This is a genomic window from Streptomyces xanthophaeus, from assembly GCF_030440515.1.
In the GTDB taxonomy this organism is placed as follows: Bacteria; Actinomycetota; Actinomycetes; order Streptomycetales; family Streptomycetaceae; genus Streptomyces; species Streptomyces kutzneri.
In genome coordinates this window covers 3,143,068-3,165,726 of sequence record NZ_CP076543.1, presented here as the reverse complement: position 1 = coordinate 3,165,726, position 22,659 = coordinate 3,143,068, and the positions used below count along the sequence as shown (strand labels likewise).

At 70.9% G+C, this 22,659-nt stretch carries 23 protein-coding genes; 12 read left to right on the top strand and 11 right to left on the bottom strand.

What is annotated here, in order from left to right:
- Positions 1–12 precede the first annotated feature (12 nt).
- On the top strand, positions 13–1,608 hold the full coding sequence (locus KO717_RS13530; RefSeq protein WP_301366949.1) for an MDR family MFS transporter: 1,596 nt from the start codon (positions 13–15) through the stop codon (positions 1,606–1,608).
- Between the two features lie 77 nt (positions 1,609–1,685).
- On the opposite strand, the gene KO717_RS13525 is transcribed toward KO717_RS13530, so the two are convergent.
- Positions 1,686–2,072 (bottom strand): hypothetical protein, encoded by a 387-nt coding sequence (locus KO717_RS13525; RefSeq protein ID WP_301366948.1) that lies wholly within the window; start codon positions 2,070–2,072, stop codon positions 1,686–1,688.
- A 265-nt stretch (positions 2,073–2,337) separates the two neighbouring features.
- Between KO717_RS13525 and KO717_RS13520 the strand changes: the two genes are divergently transcribed.
- Together KO717_RS13520 and KO717_RS13515 are read left to right on the top strand one after the other, a co-directional pair.
- Positions 2,338–3,210, top strand: coding sequence for a polysaccharide deacetylase family protein (locus tag KO717_RS13520; RefSeq protein WP_301366947.1), 873 nt, complete (start codon positions 2,338–2,340; stop codon positions 3,208–3,210).
- Between the two features lie 103 nt (positions 3,211–3,313).
- Entirely contained in the window at positions 3,314–3,643 is a 330-nt protein-coding gene (locus tag KO717_RS13515; protein WP_301366946.1) for a nuclear transport factor 2 family protein, read from the top strand.
- Here the strand turns inward: KO717_RS13515 and KO717_RS13510 are convergent.
- Complete coding sequence (locus KO717_RS13510) at positions 3,634–3,897, bottom strand: hypothetical protein (RefSeq protein WP_367401524.1); 264 nt, start codon at positions 3,895–3,897, stop codon at positions 3,634–3,636. The two genes, KO717_RS13515 and KO717_RS13510, sit on opposite strands and share 10 nt — an antisense overlap.
- Before the next feature lie 259 nt (positions 3,898–4,156).
- On the opposite strand from KO717_RS13510, the gene KO717_RS13505 reads away from it, so the two are divergent.
- Positions 4,157–4,783: a hypothetical protein gene (locus KO717_RS13505; RefSeq protein WP_301366945.1), complete on the top strand. Its 627-nt coding sequence runs from the start codon at positions 4,157–4,159 to the stop codon at positions 4,781–4,783.
- A gap of 148 nt (positions 4,784–4,931) precedes the next feature.
- On the opposite strand, the gene KO717_RS13500 is transcribed toward KO717_RS13505, so the two are convergent.
- From KO717_RS13500 to KO717_RS13490, 3 genes are all read right to left on the bottom strand, one after another.
- Positions 4,932–6,218: an extracellular solute-binding protein gene (locus tag KO717_RS13500; protein WP_301366944.1), complete on the bottom strand. Its 1,287-nt coding sequence runs from the start codon at positions 6,216–6,218 to the stop codon at positions 4,932–4,934.
- A gap of 420 nt (positions 6,219–6,638) precedes the next feature.
- Entirely contained in the window at positions 6,639–7,256 is a 618-nt protein-coding gene (locus tag KO717_RS13495) for an SMI1/KNR4 family protein (protein ID WP_189732943.1), read from the bottom strand.
- 59 nt (positions 7,257–7,315) lie between these two features.
- A complete protein-coding gene (locus KO717_RS13490; RefSeq protein ID WP_301366943.1) occupies positions 7,316–7,684 on the bottom strand; it encodes a DUF192 domain-containing protein in 369 nt (122 codons plus the stop codon).
- A 326-nt stretch (positions 7,685–8,010) separates the two neighbouring features.
- On the opposite strand from KO717_RS13490, the gene KO717_RS13485 reads away from it, so the two are divergent.
- Positions 8,011–8,826, top strand: coding sequence for a prepilin peptidase (locus KO717_RS13485; protein ID WP_301366942.1), 816 nt, complete (start codon positions 8,011–8,013; stop codon positions 8,824–8,826).
- A gap of 142 nt (positions 8,827–8,968) precedes the next feature.
- On the opposite strand, the gene mgrA is transcribed toward KO717_RS13485, so the two are convergent.
- Positions 8,969–10,006 carry an L-glyceraldehyde 3-phosphate reductase gene (mgrA, locus tag KO717_RS13480; protein WP_301366941.1) on the bottom strand — a complete coding sequence of 346 codons (1,038 nt, stop codon included), beginning with the start codon at positions 10,004–10,006 and terminating at the stop codon, positions 8,969–8,971.
- Positions 10,007–10,135: 129 nt separating this feature from the next.
- On the opposite strand from mgrA, the gene KO717_RS13475 reads away from it, so the two are divergent.
- The 6 genes from KO717_RS13475 to KO717_RS13450 all read left to right on the top strand — a co-directional run bounded on the left by KO717_RS13475 (position 10,136) and on the right by KO717_RS13450 (position 16,700).
- Positions 10,136–10,897, top strand: coding sequence for an isoprenyl transferase (locus KO717_RS13475; RefSeq protein ID WP_030385783.1), 762 nt, complete (start codon positions 10,136–10,138; stop codon positions 10,895–10,897).
- A 302-nt stretch (positions 10,898–11,199) separates the two neighbouring features.
- Positions 11,200–12,516 carry a PhoH family protein gene (locus tag KO717_RS13470; RefSeq protein ID WP_301366940.1) on the top strand — a complete coding sequence of 439 codons (1,317 nt, stop codon included), beginning with the start codon at positions 11,200–11,202 and terminating at the stop codon, positions 12,514–12,516.
- 414 nt (positions 12,517–12,930) lie between these two features.
- On the top strand, positions 12,931–13,635 hold the full coding sequence (locus KO717_RS13465; RefSeq protein WP_301366939.1) for a transglycosylase SLT domain-containing protein: 705 nt from the start codon (positions 12,931–12,933) through the stop codon (positions 13,633–13,635).
- A 136-nt stretch (positions 13,636–13,771) separates the two neighbouring features.
- Entirely contained in the window at positions 13,772–15,169 is a 1,398-nt protein-coding gene (locus tag KO717_RS13460) for an AI-2E family transporter (protein WP_301366938.1), read from the top strand.
- 103 nt (positions 15,170–15,272) lie between these two features.
- Positions 15,273–15,977 carry a hypothetical protein gene (locus KO717_RS13455; RefSeq protein WP_301366937.1) on the top strand — a complete coding sequence of 235 codons (705 nt, stop codon included), beginning with the start codon at positions 15,273–15,275 and terminating at the stop codon, positions 15,975–15,977.
- 9 nt (positions 15,978–15,986) lie between these two features.
- Entirely contained in the window at positions 15,987–16,700 is a 714-nt protein-coding gene (locus tag KO717_RS13450) for a hypothetical protein (protein ID WP_301366936.1), read from the top strand.
- Positions 16,701–16,763: 63 nt separating this feature from the next.
- Here the strand turns inward: KO717_RS13450 and KO717_RS13445 are convergent, their stop codons facing one another.
- Entirely contained in the window at positions 16,764–17,300 is a 537-nt protein-coding gene (locus tag KO717_RS13445) for an alkyl hydroperoxide reductase (RefSeq protein WP_030010674.1), read from the bottom strand.
- A 3-nt stretch (positions 17,301–17,303) separates the two neighbouring features.
- Positions 17,304–17,858, bottom strand: coding sequence for a peroxiredoxin (locus KO717_RS13440; protein ID WP_301366935.1), 555 nt, complete (start codon positions 17,856–17,858; stop codon positions 17,304–17,306).
- 135 nt (positions 17,859–17,993) lie between these two features.
- Here KO717_RS13440 and KO717_RS13435 point away from each other — a divergent pair, with 135 nt between their 5' ends.
- Positions 17,994–18,941 carry a hydrogen peroxide-inducible genes activator gene (locus tag KO717_RS13435; protein ID WP_301366934.1) on the top strand — a complete coding sequence of 316 codons (948 nt, stop codon included), beginning with the start codon at positions 17,994–17,996 and terminating at the stop codon, positions 18,939–18,941.
- Positions 18,942–19,003: 62 nt separating this feature from the next.
- On the opposite strand, the gene KO717_RS13430 is transcribed toward KO717_RS13435, so the two are convergent.
- The 3 genes from KO717_RS13430 to KO717_RS13420 are packed head-to-tail and all read right to left on the bottom strand — an operon-like array spanning position 19,004 to position 22,574.
- A complete protein-coding gene (locus tag KO717_RS13430) occupies positions 19,004–21,370 on the bottom strand; it encodes an ABC transporter permease (protein WP_301366933.1) in 2,367 nt (788 codons plus the stop codon).
- The gene (locus KO717_RS13425; protein WP_301366932.1) at positions 21,367–22,053 is read right to left on the bottom strand and encodes an ABC transporter ATP-binding protein; all 687 of its coding nucleotides are present in this window, start codon (positions 22,051–22,053) and stop codon (positions 21,367–21,369) included. The genes KO717_RS13430 and KO717_RS13425 overlap by 4 nt, the downstream gene beginning before the upstream one ends.
- A complete protein-coding gene (locus KO717_RS13420; protein WP_301366931.1) occupies positions 22,050–22,574 on the bottom strand; it encodes a PadR family transcriptional regulator in 525 nt (174 codons plus the stop codon). The genes KO717_RS13425 and KO717_RS13420 overlap by 4 nt, the downstream gene beginning before the upstream one ends.
- Positions 22,575–22,659 lie beyond the last annotated feature (85 nt).

Here is a 22,659-nt window from a genome sequence, read left to right as displayed (position 1 = left end):
AGGGGAGTGGACATGGTGGACAAAGTCAAGCCTGCGGGGACTTCGGAGGAGGTGAAGCCGCGCAGCGTACGCGTCGTCCTCATGGCGCTCATGATCGCGATGCTGCTGGCGATGCTCGACAACATGATCATCGGCACCGCGATGCCGACGATCGTCGGCGAGCTCGGCGGCCTGGAGCACCTCTCGTGGGTGGTCACCGCCTACACGCTGGCCACCGCGGCCTCCACCCCCATCTGGGGCAAGATCGGCGACATGTACGGGCGGAAGGGCTCCTTCCTCACCTCGATCGTCATCTTCCTCATCGGCTCCGCGCTCAGCGGCATGGCCCAGGACATGGGTCAGCTGATCGGCTTCCGCGCGATCCAGGGCCTCGGTGCCGGTGGTCTGATGGTCGGCGTCATGGCGATCATCGGCGACCTGATCCCGCCCCGTGAGCGCGGCAAGTACCAGGGCATGATGGCCGGCGTGATGGCCCTCGCCATGATCGGCGGCCCGCTGGTCGGCGGCACCATCACCGACCACATGGGCTGGCGCTGGTCCTTCTACATCAACCTGCCCCTCGGCGCCGTCGCGCTGGCCATGGTCACCGCCGTGCTGCACCTGCCCAAGAAGCGGGCGCAGGGCAAGATCGACTACCTCGGCGCCGCGCTGCTGACCGTCGCCATCACCTCCACCGTCCTCGTGACGACCTGGGGCGGCAACGAGTACGCGTGGGGCTCCGTCGAGATCCTCGGCCTCATCGCCGTCGGCGTCCTGTCGACCGCCGCGTTCCTCTACGCGGAGACCAAGGCCGCCGAGCCGGTCATGCCGCTGCACATCTTCCGCAGCCGCAACTTCACCCTGATGTCGGTGATCGGGTTCCTCGTCGGCTTCGCGATGTTCGGCGGCGTGCTCTACCTCCCGCTGTTCCAGCAGTCGGTGCAGGGCGCCTCCGCCACCAACTCGGGCCTGCTGCTCCTGCCCATGCTGCTCTCGATGATGGTCGTCTCGCTGATCGCGGGCCGCGTCACCACCAGCAGCGGCAAGTACAAGATCTTCCCGATCGCCGGCGGCGCGCTCATGGTCGTCGGGATGTTCCTGCTCGCGACCATGGACACCGGCACCACCCGCCTCGTGTCCGGCCTCTACATGGCCGTCCTCGGCGCCGGTCTCGGCTTCCTGATGCAGATCACCATGCTGGTCGCGCAGAACAGCGTCGACATGAAGGACATGGGCGTCGCCTCCTCCTCGGCGACCCTCTTCCGTACGCTCGGCGGCTCCTTCGGCGTGGCCCTGATGGGCTCCCTCTTCACCGCCCGGGTCACGGACACCATGACCGAGCGCCTGGGCCCGGAGGCGGCCGACGCCGCGGGCTCCGCCCAGCTGGACGCCGCGAGCCTGGCCAAGCTGCCCGAAGCGGTACGCGACGCCTACCAGCACGCGGTGGCCGCCGGTACGCACTCCGCGTTCCTGCTCGGCGCGGCCATCGCCGTACTGGGCTTCGCGGCGGCCTGGTTCGTCAAGGAGGTCCCCCTCCGCGGCGCGGGCCCGGCCGCTCCGGCCGACGCCGCGGACGACGAGAAGGCGGAGAAGGCGGCCCCGGCCGCCCAGGAGTCGCTCGCGCACTGACACCGAGTACGCGCCGCCAGGGAGGCGGCACCACCGGGACGACCGGGGGTGCCGCCTTCCGGCGTGTCCGGGCGCCGCTATCTGGGGTCGTCCGTCTCCCAGGGGTACGCGAAGGCCCCGGGGCGCAGACCCCACGCGGTGAGCACGGCGAGCAGGCCGGCCTCGTCCGCAGCCTCGGCGGACGCGACGAGGACCGCGCCGATGTCGTGGTCGAAGCCGTCGAGGCGTTCGCCGTCGTACTCCCAGTGCTTCAGGCGGAAGCGGCGGCCCGTGTCGCCGCGCGCCCAGCCCTCGTCCCGTGCCCGGTCGTCGGCCCGGCTCCGGACGGGGGTCACGTCCACGAACGCGCGGCGGCCCGAGTGGGACGCCGGGACCTCCGTCACCAGTCTCCGGCCGAGGCGGAGCGCGGTCAGCTTGTCCACCGGCCAGTCGGAGCGGTCGTGCGGTGAGTCCGGCGAATCCATGGACTCCATTCTGATCGAGTGCTCCGACTGGCGAACCTCCTTACAGGCGGGCCGACTTGAGATGCAGAACGGTTGCCGTCGAAGATCTGCCCGTTTCGGGCGGGTTCGCGCGGGCAGGTATGCAACTCCATGCAGGACTAAAGTCCCATCGGTCCCAACAGTCCCATAACAGGGAATTTATGGGCTATTTGGCTGGAACTCCTCGGCGGCGATGAACGTCCTGATCCACAGAACGCTCACAAAGCGGATGGGGAGGGGACAGTTCATGAGTTTCTTGGCGCGCGCGAACAAGAAGGGCGTCCGGGCCGGTGCCGCCGTCGTGGCTTCGGCCGCCGCCGTGGCGGCGACCGTGTGGGGCGTGGCGGCCCTGGTCGGACCGGACGGAACCGCCGCCTCCCAGCAGAACGTGGCCCGGCCGGGCGCCGGCGACAACTCCGGCCGCGGCGACGACGGCCGGCCCGGCCGACAGCCGCAGGGGATACCCGAGGGCATAGCCCACGCCTCCGAGACCGGCGGCAACGCCGTCAACATCACCATCGACGACGGCCCGGACCCCCGCTGGACCCCGAAGGTGCTGGACGTACTGCGGCAGCACGACGTCAAGGCGACCTTCTGCATGGTCGGGCCGCAGGCCAAGGCCCACCCCGACCTGGTGAAGAAGGTGGTCGCGGCCGGACACCGGCTCTGCGACCACACCATGAGCCACGACACGGCCATGGACAAGAAGTCCGTCGCCTACCAGGAGCAGCAGATCCTGGAGGCGAAGAAGCTGATCGAGGAAGCCGCGGGCAGCGGCGCGAAGGTCGAGTACTACCGGGCTCCCGGCGGCGCGTTCACCCCCGACAGCCGGCGCATCGCCGCCGCGCACGGCATGCGGCCGCTCGGCTGGAACGTCGACACCAAGGACTTCGACAAGCCGGGCACGGCCGCCATCGTGAACGCCGTCAAGCGCGAGATCGGCAACGGCCCGACGCTGCTCTTCCACGACGGCGGCGGCAACCGCGCCCAGACCGTCGACGCCCTCGACCAGGTGCTGACCTGGCTGAAGGAGCAGGGCCGGCCCACCGGCTTCCCCGTGCGCACCGCCCCGGACACCCCCGACGCGCCCGGCGCTCCCGCCACCCCCGGCGCCTCCTGACACGCCGTCCGCCGCGCGAACGGGTGACGGTGAACGACGCGGACCCGCCTGCGTTGTTCCCTGGTCGGGCACGGACGAACGTACGCCCGACCAGGAGGCTCCTGTGGCCATCGCCCCCGCCAGACTGTCCGACCCGGTGGTCGGCGCCCTCGTCGCCGCCGTCAACGCGCACGACAAGGACGCCTTCCTCGCGGTCCTGACCGCCGACGCGACCATGTCCGACGACGGTTCCGACCGCGATCTGCACGACTGGATCGACCGCGAGATCTTCGACTCCGGCGGCCACATGGACGTCCAGTCCGAGTCCGACAGCGGCCGCACCCTGCTCGTCAACTACCGCAACGACACCTGGGGCGAGATGCGCACCACCTGGCGCTTCGTGATCGCCCCCGGCGGCGGCCGGATCAGCCGCTTCGAGACCGGTCAGGCCTGAACGGACCCCTTGGCGGCTTCCCGGGCGGGCTCCAGCTCCCGCGCCACGCCCAGCACCGCCGCCGTCAGGCGGTCGTTCTCCTGGGCGCGCCCGCCCGGGAAGCCGTAGCGGCGGCGCGTGTAGCCGTACGCGATCCCCGTGACCGGGTCGGCGAAGCCCTGGCCGCCCGCCGCGCCGGAGTGCCCGAAGGCCTCCGGGCCCACCGCGGGCTGCTGCGCGAAGCCGAGCCCGAAGCGGTCCTGCTCCGCGGTCACGGCGTCCTGGCCCGGCGTGTGCAGCCGCGCGAACTCGGCGGCGGTGTCCGGCGCCAGCAGCGGAGCCCGGCCGCCCCTCCCGCGCCGCCCGCTGACCGGGCGGCTCCCGGAACGGCTTCTGCGCCAGGCTGACGGTGTCCCCGCCGGAACGGGAGTTGATCGCCGGGTATTCCGAGGTCACCGGAACCGGGCGCTCCCGTACGGGTGAAAGCGTGCCCGGCGTCGTTCCGGCCCGCCGGAGGGTCCCGTTGGTCCCGGCATGAAGCGCACCCGCACCGCCGTTCTCGCCCTCGCCGCCGCCTCCGCGGCGCTCGCGCCCCTCCTGGGCCAGGCCGCCACCGCCGCGGAGGGAACGGCGTACCTCCAGGACCCGGCAGGCGGCGAGAAGACCATGAAGTCGATGTGGACCAAGGACGAGATGCACAAGGTGGAGGCGCAGTTCCGCTTCCACCCCGGGGTCCAGTACAGGACGGTCACCCGCCCCGGCCCCTCGGGCGCGCCGGACTTCGAGCGCAAGGTCGCCGACCCCAAGACCCTGGCATGGCTGCCCGGGTACGAGTTCGCCTGGTCGGTGTCGGACTCGACGGTGGTGAAGAAGGCGGTGACGGTGAAGGAGGGCGAGCACCCGATCGTCGTGCACGCCGTACTGCGCTCCGCCGACCGGGCCAAGGTCGCGGAAGTGCGCAAGGAGCTGACCGGGAAGCCGCCGACCGGGCGGGAGAAGGTCGCGGGGGACAAGCGGATCGCGTGCGACACCGGGGAGTACACGGTGGAGTGGTCGCTCACGCGCTCGGGCTACGGAACGCTGGCGGGGACGCTGCGCTGGAACTCCAGCTGCGAGCAGTACCGGACGGCGTTCGCCGCGGACCACGGGCAGCAGCGCTGAGGGTCCGGGTGGAGGCCGGCCGCCCCGTGCACCTTGTGGGTGCTCGTCGGGCGACTGGGCCGAGGCCTTGGATCAAGTGCCGTAGTGGCCATGGTGCCGCACGGGGTGGTCTGCGGCATGGGTCGAAGGTCCCGTGTCGAGGAACTTCTCAGTGCTTCTTGGAGGCCTGGGCGGCCTGTCCGGCGATGTCCTCCAGCACGCCCTTCGGGCTGCCGGTCGGTTCCACGGCGCGTCCGATGTTGCGCTTGATGGTGTCGCTGACCGTCAGCCAGGCCGGGTCGTTGACCGGGTAGAGCTGGGCGCCGCGCAGCGCGTTCAGGAACTGGGTGTCGTTCTTGTCCAGGCCGCCCCCGGCCGGGGTGCGCGAGGCCGTGACGGTGGACGGCAGCAGGTGGTACCGGCCGGCGAAGTCCGACAGGTTCTTGTCCTGGTAGATGAACTCCAGGAACTTGCCGATCTCCGCGCGCTTGCCGTTCTGCTTGAAGGCCATCATCCAGTCGGCGACACCGACGGTGGGCGGCGGCACCCCCGTGCCGAGGTTGTCCGAGACCGGCATGGAGGTGGTCTGGACACCGATGCCCTTGGCGCGCGCCTCGTGGGCGAGCGAGGGATACCCGTTGACCATGCCGACCTCGCCGCGCAGGAAGGCCGCGAAGGCGTCGGCGCGGTTCAGCTGGGACGGCGGGGTCGGGCCGGTGAACCCGGAAGCGACCATCTCCTTCTTGACCCAGTCCCAGGTCTCGATGTTCTGCTCGGAGGCCAGGCTGTAGTTGCCGCTGCTGTCGGCGTAGCCGCCGCCGTTGCTCAGCTCCCAGATCAGCGCCTCGGCGTGCGCCTCCTCCGGGCCGAGCGGCAGGGCGTAGGGGTACTTCACGCCCTTGTCCTTGAGCGCCTTGGCGTCGGCCTTGAGGTCGGACCAGGTCTTGGGGGGATCCTTGATGCCGGCCTTGGCGAAGAGAGCCTCGTTGTAGAAGAGGAGACGGCTGCTCGCCACGAAGGGAAGGCCGTAGAGGGTGTTGCCGACGGAGCCCGCGTCGGCGAGCGGCTGGAGGAAATTCGCCTCGGCCGTGACCGAGAGGAGTTCGTCCGCGGGATACAGCTTCCCCTGGGCCGCGAAGTCCGAGTAGGACCCCATCAGCGCCACATCCGGCGCCTTGCCGGCCTTGACCATACGGGAGACCTCGCGGTCGATGTCGGCCCATGGCAGGAGCTTGACGTCGAGCTTGATTCCGGGGTTCGCCTCGTTGAAATCGGCCGCCATCTTCTCCCAGTAGGGCTTGGAGCTGGTGGCCGGGCTGTCGCCGTATTCGGCGGCGACCAGATGCAGCGTACCGCCGTCACCTGCATCGTCTCCGGACCCACCGCATCCGGCCAGTGGTATCAGCAGACCGAGCACGGCCGTGGTGGCGGTCGTGCCGGAAATTCTTCGTCGCACGGGTGTATTCCCCTGGTTTTCTTTTGGATCCCGTTATTACTTATGAGTTGCTCCGAGCCGGGGTGTCCCTCGATGGCCCGTTGGCCGGAATTCTCTCCTGAGGGAGGGGTGGTTGATTCCATTGGGGGCGCACTTGTGGTCAATGCTCCAAGTGGGGGTTTTCCTAATGGTGTTTTCCGATATGTGATCCAAATACTGGACGCGCGTAGACATGCCGAAAAGCCCGTTTCCGGTCCCGGAACGGGCCCTGCGGGTTTTCGGTACCTCCGGTGCCGCGTCGGGCGGTGTTTCGCCCCGAGGGTGAAGACGACCCGAGCTGTGACGAGGGCAGGCGGAGCTGCGGACACGGAGATACCGGTCCTGGCGGTCGTACGCGGAGGGGCATGAGGGCGCTACGCGCGCCCCGGGTGCCGCTGCGGCCTAGTCGGCGAACTCGCCCGCGTACGGGTCGGGCTCGCCCGTCTCCGGGTTGCGGCCCTCCTGCCAGCGCCGCTGGGCCTTGCGCCAGTGCACGAAGCTGAGGTGGCCGCCGTCCCAGAAGGTGATGCTGACGGGGCTCACGTCGAACTCGTCGGAGCACAGCCGGTAGAGGAACTCGGCCATGCCGTACGGGTAGACCGCGAAGGAGTCGGCGGTGTGCCGTCCGCAGACCAGGACCGGCCACCGGTCCGGATCGGGGTCGGAGGTGAGCCAGCACAGGATGTCCGACCCGCCGGTGACGCCCCAGGCGATGATCGACTCGGGGTCCACGTCGAAGGCGGAGCGGCCGCCCTCCGCCTCCCAGGTCTGGCGGGCGTTGTCGGTCTCCTCCGCCATCCCGGCCGGGTCCCACTGGAGTCCGGGCTTGGGCAGCGGCAGCAGGATGCTGGCCTCGCCGTTGATGGAGCCCGCGCCGAAGCGGCCCATGAACGCGACGAAATCGGCCGGGAATCGGGTCCCCCAGACGGCCTCGACCGCCGGCCAGTCGATGTCCTCGTCGGCGCCGTGCGTCGCCGGCATGATCTGCTCCAGCGCCTTGATCCGCGCGTTCTCCGTCATGCCGCTCCCCTGATGCCCCAGCTCAACCGCCCCAACCTACTGCCAGTGAGGGGCCTCGCCTAGCGGCGAGTGAGACGCCCGGGTACGTCCACCTTGATGCGGGTTCCGGCCCGCAGGCCCCAGCCCGCCATGGCACCGGCCGCCGACTCCAGGACGTGCCGGGAGCGCAGTCGCGGCAGCCCGAGCCGGCCCGGCGCCATGGTGACCACGGCGAGCACGCCGAGGTCGCGGTCGAGGTACGCCACGTCGATCGCGAACCGCATCCGGAAGGTGTGCACGCTCGCCGCGGGGGTCAGCAGCATCGCGCCGTCGATCCCGTCCCGCCCGAGCAGGCCCCGGGTGCGGGCCCGGTAGGACGCGGCGACCTCCAGGGGGATGCGGTGCGTGCCGGCGTGAAGTGTGCCGTGGCCGTCCTGCCAGTTCGCCATGCCGGCCAGCCTAGGGGGTGTCTTGTCGATCAGGCCGGATCAGGGAGCGGGGCCTGGTGCCGTGGATCGCAAGGCGGACGAGGGAGGCGACGCGGAGCGTCGCCGACCGAGGACAACGCGGCGAGGCGCGGCACCAGGCCCCGCGAGCCCGGCATGATCGGCAAGACACCCCCTAGGGGGTGCCGCTGCGCGGAGCCGTCCCCCGCCCGCTTCTTCCACCGTTCCCCGGGCTCCGCCCGGACCCGGTCCGCACACGCCGGACGGGCTGAAAGAAGAGAGCCCCGGAAGCCCCGCACAGCGGGGCGCGTCGGCGCTACCGTCGCCGCATGGGTGCCGTCCTGATCGTTCTCGCCGCCGGCTACGGCGCCACCGCGGGATGGCTGCTGCCGCGTGCCGCCTACCGCCTCTCCGTCGAGCCGGGGGAATCTTGGCGCGACCGCTGCCCGCAGGGGCACCGGGTGCGCGGCTGGCTCGGACCGGCCCGCTGCCGCGTTCCCGTGGAGGCTGTCGTGCAGGGCCAGGGCCAGGCCCAGGGCCAGGGCCAAGGCCAAGGCCAGGGCCCGGGCGGCCCGCCCCCCGGGCCCGCGGCGCCGCACGCCTACGGGAGGCGCGCCGTCCCCCTCGCCGCCCTCGTCGGGGCGCTCTGCGCCGTGCTCGGAGCTGCCGTCGGGGCGCGGCCCGAGGCGCCGGCCTACGTGGGCCTCGCCCCGGTGGTCGTCCTGCTCTCGCTCGTGGACCGCGCCGTGCACCGGCTGCCGGACGTGCTGACCCTGCCGCTCGCCGCCGCGGTCGCCGCCGGGCTCGGTACGGCCACCCTCCTGCCCCGCGCCGGAGGCGACTGGCGGCTCGCGCTGCTGGGCGGCGGCGCGCTCGGAGCGGCGTACCTGCTGCTCCATCTGATCAACCCCGCCGGCATGGGCTTCGGCGACGTCAAGCTGGCGCTCCCATTGGGGGTCGCTCTTGGGTGGTACGGGTGGGGGGTATGGTCCGCCGGGGCCTTCCTCGGCCTGCTCTACGGGGCCCTGTACGGGCTGATCCTGCTGCTGTGCAGCCCCGACGAGCGGAATCAGAGCTACGCGTTCGGCCCCTTCATGGCGGCCGGAGCACTCACCGGAGTGCTGCTGGGTGGTTTCGGAGCGTAATCATCGTGCGCCAATGCACGCACCATGCTCTACGAAGGGTTATGGTGGAACCCCCCCCTCGGGCCGGTCCGTATCCCCCCCACGGACCGGCCCGTTTTTTGTTTTCCGGCTCCTCGACCGTGCTGCGCGGAAAATGCGCAGGTCAGCCGCGCTGGGCCCAGATGTTGGTGCCGGGCGTGGAGACGGCGAGGGAGTCGATCTCCTTCAACTCGGCCTCCCCGAGCGGCGCGGACGCCAGCGCGGCCACGTTCTCCTCCAGCTGCGGCACGCTCGACGCGCCGATCAGGGCCGAGGTCATCCGGTCGTCGCGGAGCACCCACTTGAGCGCCAGCTGGGCGAGGGACTGCCCGCGGCGGGCCGCGATCTCGTTCAGACCGGTCAGCCGGCGGAGCACCTCGTCCGAGAGCAGGTCCGGGTTCAGGGACTTGCCCTGCGCGGCCCGCGAGTCCGCCGGGATGCCCTTCAGGTACTTGCCGGTCAGCATGCCCTGCGCGAGCGGCGCGAAGGAGATGCAGCCCATGCCGGCCTCCTCCAGGGTGTCCAGCAGCGCGTCCTCCTCCGTCCAGCGGTTGATCATGGAGTAGGAGGGCTGGTGGATGAGCGGGCGCACACCCATCCCGCGCAGGATCCGCACGGCCTCGGCCGTCTGCTCCGCCGTGTAGGAGGAGAGGCCCACGTACAGCGCCTTGCCCTGCTGGACCGCGGACGCGAGGGCGCCCATGGTCTCCTCCAGCGGGGTCTCCGGGTCGAAGCGGTGCGAGTAGAAGATGTCGACGTAGTCCACGCCCATCCGCTTCAGCGAGGCGTCGAGCGAGCTGAGCAGGTACTTGCGGCTGCCCCACTCGCCGTACGGCCCGGGGTGCATCAGGTAGCCGGCCTTGGTCGACAGGATCAGCTCGTCGCGGTAGGACGCGAAGTCCTGCGAAAAGATCTTGCCGAAGTTCAGCTCGGCCGAGCCGGGCGGCGGGCCGTAGTTGTTCGCCAGGTCGAAGTGGGTGATGCCGAGGTCGAAGGCCCGGCGGAGGATCGCCCGCTGGGACTCCAGGGACCTGTCGTCGCCGAAGTTGTGCCAGAGGCCGAGGGAGATGGCGGGGAGCTTGAGGCCGCTGTGGCCGGTGCGCCGGTACTCCATGGAGTCGTAGCGCGAGGGCTCTGCCCGATAGGGATTGGTATCAGTCACGTTGTCCTCCCTATCACGGACTTGTGACAGACCGAGTTGGGTACCCGATCCCACCGCGCAGTAATGTGGCGGACTCGGGGGAGGGACCGCATTTCGCACGGGGGCAAGGCACGGAGGGGCTGGAAGATCGTGAAGCTGCGCGACCTGGTGTACAGGCTTTACGCACGCCGGGTGGAAGGCCGCCTCGACCATGATGCGGCGCCCAAGCACATCGGCGTCATCCTGGACGGAAACCGCCGCTGGGCGAAGGCGTCCGGAGGGACGACGGAGCAGGGCCACCAGGCCGGCGCCGACAAGATCTCCGAGATGCTGGGCTGGTGCACCGAGACGGACGTCGAGGTCGTCACCCTGTGGATGCTCTCCACGGACAACCTGGACCGGCCCGAGGTCGAGCTCCGCCCGCTGCTCAACATCATCGAGAACACCGTGCGCGGCCTCGCCGCGGACGGCCGCTGGCGCGTCCACCACGTCGGCAACCTCGACATCCTGCCCGCCCGGACGCAGACCGTGCTCAAGGAGGCCGAGCAGGCCACCCACGACGTCGACGGGATACTCGTCAACGTCGCCGTCGGCTACGGCGGCCGCCAGGAGATCGCCGACGCGGTCCGCTCGCTGCTGCTGGAGCACGCGCGCAAGGGCACCTCCTTCGAGGAGCTCGCCGAGATCCTCGACATCGACCACATCGCCGAGCACCTCTACACGCGCGGTCAGCCGGATCCGGACCTCGTCATCCGCACCAGCGGCGAGCAGCGGCTGTCCGGATTCATGCTGTGGCAGAGCGCCCACAGCGAGTACTACTTCTGCGAGGTCTTCTGGCCGGCCTTCCGCAAGGTCGACTTCCTGCGGGCCCTGCGCGACTACGCGGCCCGTCACCGGCGCTACGGCACCTGAGCACCTCGGGTCCCGGCACCCCCTCCCCTCGAAGCCTTCACCAGGGATTCACCGAGCGTCCGTCATATGCCATGGCATGGCCTGGCCTGTTCGGGGAATATCCCTTTCAGGTCGACGCCCGATCCACGGGTGTCGAGTCTCAGCGGACGGCATGGGGTCGTCCGCCCGGGAGGCCCTTTGCACCAGGACGCACGTGCGGTTCGCACGGACGGAGTGGAGGGCCGGAAATCGGCCCTGGCATGGGTGCCGATGACCGGTCCGGTCTTCATGGCCCGACCTCTTCCGAGGGGGTACGTCCTTCCGTGGTGACCAGCACAAAGAGCCGCCTGCCCGACAGGCGGACCTACGTCCTCGACACCAGCGTCCTGCTGGCAGACCCCAATGCGATCTCCCGCTTCGACGAGCACGAGGTCGTGCTCCCGATCGTGGTGATCACCGAGCTGGAGGCAAAGAGGCACCATCCCGAACTCGGCTACTTCGCGCGCCAGGCCCTGCGCCTGCTCGACGACTTCCGGGTTCGCAACGGTCGCCTGGACGCCCCCATCCCGCTGGGCGATCTGGGCGGCACCCTGCGCGTCGAGCTCAACCACTCCGACACGAGCGTCCTGCCCGCAGGCTTCAGGCTGGGGGACAACGACTCGCGGATCCTCGCGGTCGCCCGCAACCTCCAGGCCGAGGGCTACGACGTCACGGTGGTCTCGAAGGATCTCCCACTGCGCATCAAGGCCTCCTCCGTGGGGCTGATCGCCGAGGAGTACCGCGCGGAACTCGCGATCACCGACGCCGGCTGGACGGGCATGAGCGACCTCGCCCTCTCCGGGGAACAGGTGGACCTCCTCTACTCGGAGGACCGCCTCTACGTGCCGGAAGCCGCGGAACTGCCCGTGCACACCGGACTGGTCCTGCAGTCCGAGCGCGGCAAGGCCCTCGGCCGGGTCACGGCCGACGGCAACGTGAAGCTCGTACGCGGGGACCGTGAGGCCTTCGGGCTGCACGGCCGCAGCGCCGAGCAGCGCATCGCGCTGGACCTCCTCCTCGACCCCGAGATCGGGATCATCTCGATGGGCGGCCGGGCCGGCACCGGAAAGTCGGCGCTGGCGCTCTGCGCGGGGCTGGAAGCGGTCCTGGAGCGCAGGCAGCACCAGAAGGTGATGGTCTTCCGGCCGCTGTACGCGGTGGGCGGCCAGGATCTCGGCTATCTGCCCGGGGACGCCTCCGAGAAGATGAGCCCCTGGGCGCAGGCGGTGTTCGATACCCTCTCGGCGGTCGCCGGGCGCGAGGTCATCGAGGAGGTGCTGAACCGCGGGATGCTGGAGGTCCTGCCGCTCACGCACATCCGCGGCCGCTCGCTGCACGACGCCTTCGTGATCGTGGACGAGGCGCAGTCGCTGGAGCGCAATGTCCTGCTGACCGTTCTGTCCCGAATTGGAGCCAATTCGCGGGTCGTTCTGACCCACGATGTCGCCCAGCGGGACAACCTGCGGGTCGGCCGGTACGACGGAGTGGTCGCCGTGGTCGAGAAGTTGAAGGGCCACCCGCTCTTCGCCCACATCACGCTGACGCGCTCGGAGCGCTCCCCGATCGCCGCGCTGGTCACCGAGATGCTGGAGAATCTCTGACGGTCAGACCGGTCAAAAGCCCCATAGCGGGAAGGTGAGTTGGCGCCGCCCGGCAAAGGCCCGAGAGCCTAGCCGGGCGGCGTCGTGCTGCACAGGTCTTTTCTCAAATCGACGGCGACATGCCAGGTGTGACCTTTCACACGCAACGGAGAATTGCCTTGCGGCGCCGCGTTCCGGCAGAGTCTGGTTTCCGTCAGGCCCCGCATACGGCACACCTGTATCTCCCGTGAGGTACGCGCAGCACCACAACTCCACAGCCGATCGCCGTATGCCGCCCGGAGTTTCACGCGGCAGTCCCCGCAAGGGGGTTGCCCACGGGCCCGCGCCTCCAGTGACCGTAGAACCACGGAGGCCAGAGTCGAGGGCACTTTTGCGCCCGCGCGGTCACTGCGGACGCTGCTGGAAGGACACCGTGTGAGCCGGATCTCGGTCCGGGGGTTCGCCGTGGCTTCGGCCACCGCGGTCACCACCGTCGGCGCAGTCGTAGGCGTTGCCACCGGCGACCCCACGAACGATCTCGAGACGACCGCGTCCGGCGCGACGCTCCTTGCCGACATCCCGGTCGGCGACCAGGCGCAGGTCCAGAGCGCGTCCCTGACGCAGCAGGCCGACGCCATCGCCCACGCCGCCGATGCCGACGCCAAGCGTTCCGCCGAGGAGGCCGCGCGCGTCCAGGCCGCCGAGGACGCCAAGTCCAAGAAGGCGGAGGCCGAGAAGGAGAAGGCCGAGGCCGAGGCGAAGCAGAAGAAGGAACGCGAGGAGAAGGAGCAGGTCGCCAGCCGCTCCGCCGCCCGCGACGCCGGGGACTTCGCCCCCCAGAGCTCCTACACGGTCGCTCAGGTCAAGGCCATCGCCCAGCAGATGGTCCCGGCCGGGCAGTTCCAGTGCTTCTCGAACATCATCAACCAGGAATCCACCTGGAACTACAAGGCCGTCAACTCCTCCTCGGGAGCCTACGGTCTGGTCCAGGCGCTGCCCGGTTCGAAGATGGCCTCGGCCGGCGCGGACTGGCGCACCAACCCCGCCACGCAGATCAAGTGGGGTCTGAACTACATGGAAGACCGCTACGGCAGCCCCTGCGGCGCCTGGAGCTTCCACCAGGCCAACGGCTGGTACTAGCCGGGCCCGCGACGCCGCGAGCGCCGCAGCACCGCACAACCCTGGGTAGCCCCGCACCGTCCTACGGTGCGGGGCTCCTCGCGTGTACGGTCTTCGAGGTGAGCCCGTAGACCGGGGGCGGGGGAAGGAAAGCGACATGGCGAAGAGGGAAGGCTGGCTCGGCCGGCTCGGGAACAAGCTGAACCGGATGGAGGCGCGGCTCAACGAGCGGCGCGCCGAGGTCGAAGCCGAGACCAGCGGCGATCTGCCGCGCCCCACCGGGCCCGGGCGGGCACCGCAGACCGGGGCCGCCGAAGTGTCCGCCGCCGTCGCGACCGTTCCCGCGCCGCCCTCCTACCCGCCCGTGGTCCCCGCGCCCCACCTCGCCGCCCCGGCCGCGCCCGTGCGCCCCGACCCGGCGAGCGTGGTCCCCTGGGGGATGCGCGTCGCCGCCGAGGCCAGCTGGCGGCTGCTGCTGCTCGCCGGGATGCTCTGGGTGCTGATGAAGGTGATCAGCGAAGTCCGCCTGGTCGTCCTCGCCTTCGCCGCCGCCATGCTCGTCACCGCGATGCTCCAGCCGTTCGTGGTCCGGCTGCGCAGACTGGGCCTGCCGCGCGGCCTGGCCACGGCCGTCACGGCGATCCTCGGCTTCGTGGTCATCGGGCTCGTCGGCTGGTTCGTGGTCTGGCAGGTCATGGAGAATCTCGACGACCTCTCCGACCGGGTCCGCGACGGCATCAACGAGCTCAAGCTCTGGGCGCTGGACAGTCCGTTCCACGTCACCGAGAAGCAGATCAACGACATCGCGAAGAACCTCAGCGAGACCATCGGCACCAACACCGAGCAGATCACCTCCGCCGGACTGCAGGGCGTCACGGTGCTCGTCGAGGTCCTGACGGGCATCCTGCTCGCGATGTTCTCCACGCTCTTCCTGCTCTACGACGGCAAGCGCATCTGGAACTGGGCCCTGGGCCTGGTCCCGTCCGCCGCCCGGGCCGGTGTCGCCGGCGCCGGTCCGCGCGCCTGGCGCACGCTGACCGCGTACGTGCGCGGCACGGTCATCGTCGCCCTCATCGACGCCATCTTCATCGGCCTCGGCATCTACTTCCTGGACGTGCCGATGGCGGTGCCGCTGGCCGTCTTCATCTTCCTGTTCGCCTTCATCCCGCTGGTCGGCGCCGTGGTGTCGGGAGCCCTCGCGGTGGTCGTGGCGCTCGTGACCCAGGGCGTGTTCACCGCCCTGATGGTGCTGCTGGTGGTGCTGGCGGTGCAGCAGATCGAGGGCCACGTGCTCCAGCCCTTCATCCTCGGCCGGGCCGTACGGGTGCACCCGCTCGCGGTGGTGCTCTCCGTGGCCGCCGGCGGCATGATCGCGGGCATCGGCGGAGCGGTCGTCGCGGTGCCGCTGGTGGCCGTCACCAACACGGTGGTGGGCTACCTGAAGGCGTACTCGCGCGAGCAGCACCACCTCGGATCCGGAATGATCGGCCCGGGCCCGCACGGCTCGACGGCCCTGAGCGTGGCCCCCGACGGCGAGGGGCACGTCACACCCTGACCGTCCCCCGGAACCAGATATTCCGGCGATCTGGGCTGCGATGATCGAATCGATGCGCATGCCGACGGCATCGCTGCGGAAAAAGGGACACTGGGGGACAGGCATGATCACCGATCCGGAGCTCGGCGAGGAGTGGAAGACCGAGACTTTGGAGCCGGCCGGGTCGGCGGACCGGCTCGCTCCGCGCGAGCGGGCGACGGGCGGTCCGGGCCCGCGGCCGTGGCTGTGGGCGCTGGGCGGTGCCGTGGTCGCCTCGGCGGTGTGGGCGGGCGGGCTGTACGCGCTCGGGGACCGGGCGGCCGAGCCGGAGATCTCGTACCGGGCGTCGAAGAACCTGTGCCAGGACTTCAAGGCCCGGGCGCTGAGCGGGATCACCGGGGACATGCACACGAAGAAGCCGGTGAATCTCGAGAGCGACCATCCGGCCGTGTACGCGGCCCGCTGTGGCCTGGCGAACGCCGGCAAGGACGGGGTGGCCTCGGACTTCGACGTGGTCGCCCAGGTCGGCCTGTACAAGAAGACCGATCCCTCGGCCGAGTTCGACGCGCCGGACCTCCGCGTCCTCAGCTACACGGGCGGTGTGCGCACGGTGGCCGTGCCGGACCTCGGGGAGCGTGCCGTGATGACCGTGGGGACCGGAGAGAGCTGGCTGATCCTCAAGGTGCTCGACGGTGGTGTGGTGTTCACCGTCGAAGCGGGCGCCCGCACCTTCGCGGAGACGAACGGCCGACCCGCCACCGACGTCGACGCGGTCCAGGCGGCGATGATCGAGGACACGCGTGAGCTGATGGCGGCACTCAAGAAGTAGGGGGCGTACGTGATCGGGGAGCCCGAGCTCGACGGGGAGTGGGGGCCGGCGGTCCCGGCCGAGGTCGCGGAGGGCGTCGTGGAGCGCGCGCCCGTACAGGTACGGGCGTGGCCGTGGCGGTGGGTCGCGGCCACGGTGGTGGCCACCTCCGCGCTCTGGGCGGGCGGGCTGTACGCCTTCGGGGAGCGGGCGGCCGAGCCGGAGATCCGCTACCGGGTCACCGACGACCTGTGCGGCCAGTTCAAGGCCACGGCCCTGGAAGGGCTGCTCGGCGGGCTCGCGGACGCTTCACCGGAAGCCGGTGTCCGGCATCCGGCGCTGGACTGGGCGTCGTGCTCCCGCAACGGCGACAGGCCTGTCGTGACCGGGGGCGTGCACGTCATGGCCACGGCCGTGTTGCACAAGAAGACCGATCCGGCGCCGGAGTTCACGGCCGACCCTCCCGGCGGCCTGTTCCACGCGGCCGACGGCGACGGGTGGGAGTCCGTGTCCGGTCTCGGGGAGGAGGCCCTCGTCTCCCGCGCCGGGGGCGGTGGCGGACTCGCCCTGCGCGTGCGTGACGGCGGCGCGGTGTTCTCCGTCACGGTGGTGATCTTCCCCGTGACGAGCCAGGACGGGGCCGACCCCAGGGCCGAGCCCCTGCCGGAACCCGACCGGGAGTCTCTGGTGGCCGCAGCGGTCGAGGACGCGCGGGCGCTGATGGCAGCACTGCGCACGAGCTGACGACACGAGGGCCCCGCGACCGTTCCCGGTCGTGGGGCCCTCGTGTCGTCGTACGGGGCGCCGTTACTCGGCGGCGAGGGCGGCCTCGGCGTCGAGGGTGACGGCGACGGCCTGGATCACGGAGGCGATCTTGAAGGCCTCCTGGATCGTCTCGCGGTCGACGCCCGCCTTGCGCAGGACCTGCTCGTGCGAGTCCAGGCACTGGCCGCAGCCGTTGATCGCGGAGACCGCGAGCGACCACAGCTCGAAGTCGACCTTCTCCACACCCGGGTTGCCGATGACGTTCATCCGCAGGCCCGCGCGCAGCGTGCCGTACTCCGGGTCGGAGAGCAGGTGCCGGGTGCGGTAGAAGACGTTGTTCATCCCCATGACCGCGGCGGCGGACTTGGCGGCGGTGTACGCCTCCGGCGAGAGGTTCGCCTTCGCCTCGGGCTCCAGCTCACGCAGGACGATGGCCGAGCGGGCGGCGATCGCGCAGGACAGGACCGTGCCCCACAGCTGCTGCTGCGGGAGGTCGCTGTTGCCGATGACCGAACCGAGGTTCAGCTTCAGGTCCTTGGCGAAGTCCGGTATGGCCGACTTCAGGGAGTCGAGGGACATCCGTCACTCACCGGCCAGCAGCGCGCCGGCGTCGATGGTGCTGTCACCCTTGTTCCAGTTGCACGGGCACAGCTCGTCGGTCTGCAGGGCGTCGAGGACCCGCAGGACCTCCTTGGGGTTACGGCCCACGGAACCGGCGGTCACCATCGAGAACTGGATCTCGTTGTTCGGGTCCACGATGAAGACGGCGCGCATCGGGAGGCCGTCCTCGCCCAGGATGCCCAGCTCGGCCGACAGCTCGCGCTTGATGTCGGACATCATCGGGAAGGGCAGGTCACGCAGGTCTGCGTGGTCCTTGCGCCAGGCGTGGTGCACGTACTCGGAGTCGAGCGAGAAGCCGAGGACCTGCGCGTCGCGGTCGGCGAACTCCTCGTTCAGCTTGCCGAAGGCGGCGATCTCGGTCGGGCACACGAAGGTGAAGTCCAGCGGCCACGCGAAGATGACCTTCCACTTGCCCTCGTAGGTCTTGTGGTCGATCTGCGCGAACTCAGCTCCGGCCTCGAGCGAGACACAGGCGGTCAGGTCGAAGGCGGGGAACTTGTCACCAACAGTGAGCACGCGCTCTCCTTATGCAGTGGAAAATAACCCTTTTGGGGGTTTTCCGATGGGGTTGGACGTATCTCACATGCTGACACACCTGCATTGATTACAGAAATAGCTACTCTTGTGTCGGGTGATCGGAGGTACCTATCAGTGGCTGTCAGTAGTAGGGGAGCGAAGCAACCGACGCTCGCGCAGCTGCGCGCCTTCGCGGCGGTCGCCGAGCACCTGCACTTCCGGGACGCGGCCGCAGCCATCGGCATGAGCCAGCCCGCGCTCTCCGGAGCCGTCTCCGCGCTGGAGGAGGCCCTCGGCGTGCAGCTGCTGGAGCGCACCACCCGCAAGGTGCTGCTCTCCCCGGCGGGCGAGCGGATCGCGGCGCGGGCGCAGGTGGTCCTCGACGCCATGGGCGGGCTGCTGGAGGAGGCCGAGGCGGTACGTGCGCCCTTCACCGGGGTGCTGCGGCTCGGGGTGATCCCCACGGTGGCGCCGTACCTGCTGCCGGCCGTGCTCGGGCTGTTCCACCGGCGCTACCCGCGCATGGACCTCCAGGTGCACGAGGAGCAGACCGCCTCGCTGCTGGAGGGCCTCGGCGGCGGGCGCCTGGACCTGCTCCTGCTCGCGGTGCCGCTCGGGGTTCCCGGAGTGACCGAACTGCCCGTCTTCGACGAGGAGTTCGTCCTGCTCGCACCCCGGGAGCACGCGCTGGCCGGGCGCCGGGACATCCCGCTGGAGGAACTGCGCGGACTGCAGCTGCTGCTGCTCGACGAGGGGCACTGCCTGCGGGACCAGGCCCTGGACATCTGCCGGGAAGCGGGCCGGACGACCGGTGCGGACGTCACGACGACCGCCGCCGGGCTGTCCACCCTCGTACAACTGGTCGCCGGGGGACTGGGGGTGACGCTGTTGCCGCGCACCGCGCTGCGGCTGGAGACCGCCCGCAACGAGTACCTGTCCACCGGGTACTTCGCCGAGCCCGCCCCCTCCCGGCGGATCGCCCTCGCCATGCGCACCGGAACCGCCCGCCAGGAGGAGTTCAGGGCGATCGCCGCAGCCCTGCGCGAAGCCGTACGCCCGCTCCCGGTCTGGCCCACCGACTAGGAGGCGCCTGAGGGAACGGGCGTACGGGGTGCGGGGTGCGGGGTCCGGGGGCGCCGCGAAGGTCACTCCGTGCGCAGGCCGTCCGGGCGCATCAGCCGCAGCAGCGGCGGCAGGCTGAGCAGGGTCACCACGACCACCACACCCGCCCCGGCCGCCGTCATCCCGAGCACCGACGCCCAGTCGATCCGGATCGGCTGGGCGGCCATGCCCATCAGGACGGCGCCCAGCCCCACGCCGACCCCGGCCGCCAGCACCAGGCCGAGGGCGATCGGCACGGCCGTCTGCCACAGCACCGACAGGCTCAGCGTGGAGCGCTTGGTGCCGAAGGCGACCAGGGAGGACAGCAGCCGCCGGCGCTCGCGCAACTGCTCCAGCTGGGAGACGAGCAGGCTCCCGCCGATCAGGACCAGTACGGCGGTGGCGCCGAAGAACAGCCCCGTGCGGATCGAGGAGTAGCCGGCGGACTCCTCGGTGTCCCGCAGCGTCATCGCCGTGACGAACGGATCCGCCTTGAACACGGCGTTGCGCGCCCGGTCCAGGGCGTCCGGACGGGACTCGTCGACCTGGACGAAGATCCGCGCGTCCGGGAAGTCGCCGATCTCCTTCGGCGCGGCCGACGGGGTCACCAGCAGGCCGGTGCGCAGCTGGCCGGTGGGATCCTCCCGGCTGGGGACCGTGCGGGCGGCCGCCGGGACCTTCCACTTCTCCGGAGCGGGCCCGTCGGCCGCGCCGGCCCCGTACCCGTTGACGTTGCCGGTGAACAGTTCGTCACCGGGCTTCGCCGTGGCTCCGTAGAGACCCTGCCCCTGCGTGACCGGTGCGGGGGAGCCGGTCAGGACGAAGGCGTCGCCCTCCTTGCAGGAGTCGAGCACCGCGACCTCGCCGAGCGCGTCGCAGGTGCCGATGGTCACCTGGACCGTCCCCTCCGTCGCGGGGACCTGGTGGGCGGCCTGCGCGGAGGTCAGCGGCACGGCCCGGGTGACGCCCTGGACGGCGGAGATCCGCTGTGCGAGGCCGTCCATGTCCGTCTGCGTATCGCGGTTCACCATGACCGCGACGGCGGCCCTGGCGGGATCCTGGCCGGTCGTCTTCGTGTAGTCGCCCTCGATGCCCGCGAAGAGCATCTGGAGGGCGATGGCGCCCGCGACGGCCACGGCGATGCCGTTGACGAGGCGGGCGGCGGCGCCGCTGTTGACCTGGAGCCGGCGCACGGCCAGCTGCCAGGAGACCGGGCCGCCGGACGCCTTCGCGACGAACCGTTCCAGCAGCCAGGGCAGCAGCACGGTGACTCCGACCAGCAGCAGCACCACACCCGCGCTGACCTGCCACTGGTTGAACCTGCCGTGGTCGTTGCCGCGGCCGCCCATGGGCACGAGCAGGCCGAGCCCGACCAGCGGGAGCAGCAGCCGCCACCAGACGCGGCGCCGCGACGGCTTGGCCGTACGGACGACACCCAGCGGCTCGATGACCACACCGCGCAGTGCGAACAGGGTCACCGCCACCGCCGCCGCGGGCACCGCGAGGGCCACCAGGACGGCGAGCCAGGGCGCCGGGTCGAGGTCGGCGGGGAAGACACTGCGCTGCCGGAGGCTGACGCTGCCGACCAGGGAGCGGCCGACGGCGAAGAAGCCGGTACCCAGCACCAGTCCGACCAGGGAGCCGGCCAGCGCCTCGCCGGCCGCGATCCGGCGCACCATCCTGCTGTCGGCGCCGACCAGCCGCAGCGCGGCGAGCCGCCGGTCGCGCCGGTCCCCGCCGAAGCGGACGGCGGTGGCGATGAACACGGCGACCGGCGTCAGCAGGGCGACGAACGTCAGGACGACCATCAGCATGAGCACGGGGTCCAGGCCCTCGCGGTCCGCGTCGTAGCCGAAGCTGGTGACGCGCTCGACGCGGTAGTCCTCGGGGCCGTTCTTCCGGAGGGTGTCGCTGCCCAGGTAGAAGAGCAGTTCGCCGGGGCCGACGAGTCCCGGGTCGCCGACGATCCCACTCACCCGTGCGTCGAGCCGCTCGCGCAGCAGGGCGCCGTCGGAGGACTTCAGCAGCGCGTCGAGCGCCGGGGAGAGAGCCATCTCGCCCGGGCCGGGGATCCGCGTCAGACCGGGCGGCAGCGGGGCGTCCGGGCCCTCGGCCCGCACCATGTGCCCCTCGATGTCCTTCTGGTGGTACGTCTGGCGGAGACCGGCGATCAGCAGGGTGTCGGGGCCGGGGGCGTCGGCCCGCTCGGAGCTCATCGTCGACCGCGCGTCGCCGCGCTCGTACCGCGCCGCGAGGGCGCCGGGGATGGCGGTGCTGATCAGCAGCAGTGCGACGCCGAGACCGACGCCGACGCCGGTGAGCAGGGTGCGGATCCACCCCTCGCGGCCGCCGCCGAAGGCGAAGCGGGCGCCCATGCCGAGGTCGCGGGTCCAGACCTGGAGCCGGCTCATACGATCCGCTCCATGTCGCGGGATTTGCCGTCGCGTACGACGATCTCGCGGTCGGAGTAGGCGGCCACGCGCGTCTCGTGCGTCACGAGTACGACCGCGGCGTTCGCGGACCGGGCGGCCTCGGTGAGCAGCTGCATGACGAGTTCGCCGTTGAGGGAGTCGAGGGCGCCGGTGGGCTCGTCGGCGAAGATCACCCGGGGGCCCGTCACGAGGGCGCGGGCGACGGCGACGCGCTGCCCCTGGCCGCCGGATATCTCGCCGGGCCGCTTGGCGCCGAGGTCCTCCACCTGGAGCTGTTCCATCCGGCGCAGGGCGGTGCGTTCGGCCTCCTTGCGCTTGACGCCGGTCAGGCGCAGCGGGAGGGCGACGTTCTCCACGCAGGTCAGCTCCGGTACGAGCTGGCCGAACTGGAAGACGAAGCCGAACTCGGTGCGGCGCAGCTCGCTGCGCTCGGCGTCGCTCATGGAGGTGAGCTCGCGGCCGGCGTAGGTGATGGAGCCGGAGTCGGGCGGGACGATGCCCGCGAGGCAGTGCAGCAGGGTCGACTTGCCCGAGCCGGAGGGGCCCATGACGGCGACGACCTCGCCGGCGTGGATGGAGAACTCGGCGCCGTCGAGGGCGTTGGTGGTCCCGTACGCCTTGCGCAGGTCCGTGGCCGCGAGCAGCGAGCCGGCCGGGGTCATCGGCGTACCTCCCGGGCGAGCTGGTCGAGGCGGGCCGCGGTGAGCTCCAGCCACCGCAGGTCGGCCTCCAGGTGGAAGAGGGCGTGGTCGCACACCAGCTGGTCGGCGATGTCCCCCTTGCGCTTGCGCTGGGTGAGGATGCGCATGAGGCGCAGGTGCTCGGCGCGCTGGGTGTCCAGCAGCTCGTCGGCGCGGCGGCCGGTGAGCAGGGCGAGGACGACCTTCGTGTAGAGGGTCGAGTGGAGGTACGGCTCGGGCTTCTCGGGCTGCGAGAGCCAGGCCCCGACGTCGGTGATGCCGGCGTCGGTGATGGCGTACCGCTTGCGGTCGGGGCCGCCGCCGCTCTCTATCCCGTCGACCTCGACGAGGCCGTTCTTCAGGAGGCGGGACATGGTCGAGTAGACCTGCCCGTACGCGAGGGGGCGGTCGTGGCCGAACTTCTCGTCGAAGGTGCGCTTGAGGTCGTAGCCGTGGCGCGGGCCGGCCTCTAGGAGGCCCAGGAGGGTGTGACCGATGGACATGACCGCGACTCTACACCGTGTGTATACGCGGAGTGTATAGAAGGCGGGCGGGGGTCGGACGGGAGCCGGCCGGCGCCGGGTTCCG